The organism is Streptomyces sp. MK37H (assembly GCF_018035285.1).
GTDB classification, from domain to species: Bacteria; Actinomycetota; Actinomycetes; order Streptomycetales; family Streptomycetaceae; genus Streptomyces; species Streptomyces endocoffeicus.
In genome coordinates this window covers 1-2,743 of sequence record NZ_JAAAYH010000713.1, presented here as the reverse complement: position 1 = coordinate 2,743, position 2,743 = coordinate 1, and the positions used below count along the sequence as shown (strand labels likewise).

The following is a 2,743-nucleotide window of genomic DNA, read 5'->3' as shown; positions in this document are numbered from 1 at the left end:
AGCGAGGAGCGCCCCGCATGGTTGTGCGGCGTCCGATTTCCTAGCCACTTCCCTAATTACCATTGCCCCCGACACCCGGACCCCTTAGGTTGAGCGGCGAATTAATCCTGCTTAACTGGCCGCTTATCGCGAGGACTTCGGGAGTCACCGTGCGCAGACGCATACGGAGCCGCATACGCAGCCGCATTCCCCTGCGCACCGCGGCCGTCGCCGGAGGCATCGCCCTGGCGGCGGCCGCGGCCATGACCGCGCCGGCCACGGCGTCGCCGGGAGCGTCCGGCTCGGCCGCCACCGCCGACGCCGCCTCGTCGCAGCGCGCCCTGGACGTGGAGTACTTCACCGGCCCGGGCGGCCACCCCCGCCACACCGAGGTCCCGGCCGCGACTCCCGAGCGGCTGGCCCGCGCCGCCCGCTCCCTGTCCGCCAAGGAGGCCGCCGCCGACGGCCAGGTCGGCTCGGTCGTCGACAACGGCACCACGGCCGACAAGCTGGACGTCGTCTTCATCGGCGACGGCTACACCGCGGGCCAGCAGGAGGACTTCCACGCGGACGCGCGCTCCAAGTGGGAGCAGATGTCCGCCGTGCAGCCCTACGCCTCGTACAAGGACCTCTTCAACGTCTGGACCGTGGACGCCGTCTCCAATCAGTCCGGCGTCTCCGGCGACCCGTCCAAGGACGTCGTCAAGGACACCGCCCTCGGCTCGTACTTCTGGTGCGACGGCATCGAGCGGCTGCTGTGCGTCGACACCGCCAAGGTCGAGTCGTACGCGGCCAAGGCGCCGCAGGCCGATCTGGTGGTCGTACTGTCCAACTCCACCAAGTACGGCGGCGCGGGCTACACCCTCACCTCGCAGGTCGGCTATGACGGCATCGCCACCGCCGCCTCCGACCACGCCGACTCCGACCAGATCGCGGTCCACGAGACCGGCCACTCGCTCGGCAAGCTGGCCGACGAGTACTTCTACCCGGAGTACGGCACCTACACGGGCGCCGAGCCCGACGAGTCCAACGCCACCAAGCTGAGCGCGGCTCAGCTGACCGCCCAGCAGAAGAAGTGGTACCGCTGGATCGGCCAGACCTCGCCCGACGGCGGCACGGTCGGCGCCTACGAGGGCGGCCGCTACTACCCCAAGGGCATCAACCGCCCCACCGACAACTCGATCATGCGCACTCTGGGGCGGGAGTTCAGCCTCCCCGGCCGCGAGGCGATGATCGCGGGCTTCTACCGCCACGCCAGCGCGCTCAGCAGCCGTACGGCCACCGCGACGGCCGTCAAGCGGTCGGCGGGCATCGCGGTGGACGTGCCCAAGGGCGCGTCGCTGAAGTGGTACGTGGACGGTGCGGAGGTCACGGCCGCGAACGGTAAGACGAGCGTGACCCCGGCGGGGCTGGGCGTCCCGAGCGACGGGACGACCCACAAGGTCACCGCGAAGGCGACGGACGGCACGAGTGCGGTGAAGGACCCGGCCCTGCGCAAGCTGCTGAGCGGCTCCCGGACGTGGAAGGTCACTGGCTGACCCTTCCCGCCCCCTCTGACTGGCCGCCCCGTGGACCCCCGCTGCGGGGCGGCCCCCCATTTTTTGAGGCTCGGTTCTCCCCCAGCTACCGCTGGGAGGTGCCCCCGGCCGGGAGAACCAAGGGGCCGGATGCGCTGCGGAGCCCATCGGCTTACCCCAGCACCGCTCGGAGGCGCCCCGGCCGGGATACCCGAGTGCCCGGAAGGCGAAGTTGCCCGATGGGGGCGGCCGCGGTCCGCCCCTTTAACATCGGCGTGACCTACGTTCCCGCATGCCGCGCCCATGCTCAATCGCCCGTAAGGGCGGTCCGTGGTCCGGTGTTCGAGGGCTTCGGCGGGGTGAGGCAAGATGAGCCCATGGGTACCGGGGGAGAAGGCCGTCTGATCGCCAACCGCTACCGGTTGGCCACACGGCTCGGACGCGGCGGAATGGGCACGGTCTGGCGGGCCGTCGACGAGTTGCTGGGCCGCGATGTCGCGGTCAAGGAACTCCATGTGGACGAGGGGCTCACGGCCTTCGACTCGCAGTTGCGCGGCGAGCGCACCCTGCGCGAGGCCCGGACCGTCGCACAGATCAAGCATCCGAACGTGATCGTCCTCCACGATGTGATCGAGGAGGACGACTGCGCCTGGATCGTCATGGAGTTGGTCGACGGCTTCTCGCTCGCCGACCGGCTGGGTGCGGACGGCCCCGTCGGGGCGCGTGAGGCGGGGCGGATCGCGGCCGCGCTGCTGGGCGCGTTGCGCGCCGCGCACGCGCGCGGGGTGCTGCACCGCGACATCAAGCCCGCGAACGTGCTGGTGGAGTCGGGCACCGGCCGGGTCGTGCTGACGGACTTCGGGATCGCGCAGGTCACCGGGTCCACCACGATCACCGAGACCGGCTCGTTCGTGGGCTCGCCCGAATACACCGCGCCGGAGCGGATGTCGGGGCGGCGCACCGGGCCGGAGTCGGACCTGTGGTCGCTCGGGGTGCTGCTCTGCACGCTGGTGGGCGGTCAATCCCCGTTCCACCGCGAGTCGCTGGCCGGGGTGCTGCACGCCGTCGTCTTCGACGAGATCCCCGTGCCGGAGGCGGCAGGACCCCTGAAGCCGGTCATCGAGGGGCTGTTGCGGCGGGCTCCGGAGGAGCGGCTGAGCGCCGACGAGGTCGAGCGGATGTTGCTGATGGCCCAGGAGGTGGGCGACACTCCGGAGATCCCGCTGGAATACACCCCGACCCAGCCC

The 2,743-nt window shown here is 71.0% G+C and carries 2 protein-coding genes; both read left to right on the top strand.

Annotated elements, in window-relative coordinates; all coding sequences use genetic code 11:
* Positions 1-149: 149 nt before the first annotated feature.
* Positions 150-1,517, top strand: coding sequence for a M64 family metallopeptidase (locus GWI24_RS43105; RefSeq protein WP_210951470.1), 1,368 nt, complete (start codon positions 150-152; stop codon positions 1,515-1,517).
* 356 nt (positions 1,518-1,873) lie between these two features.
* Positions 1,874-2,743 (top strand): serine/threonine-protein kinase (locus GWI24_RS43100; protein WP_210951469.1); only part of this gene is annotated, 870 nt, incomplete at its 3' end.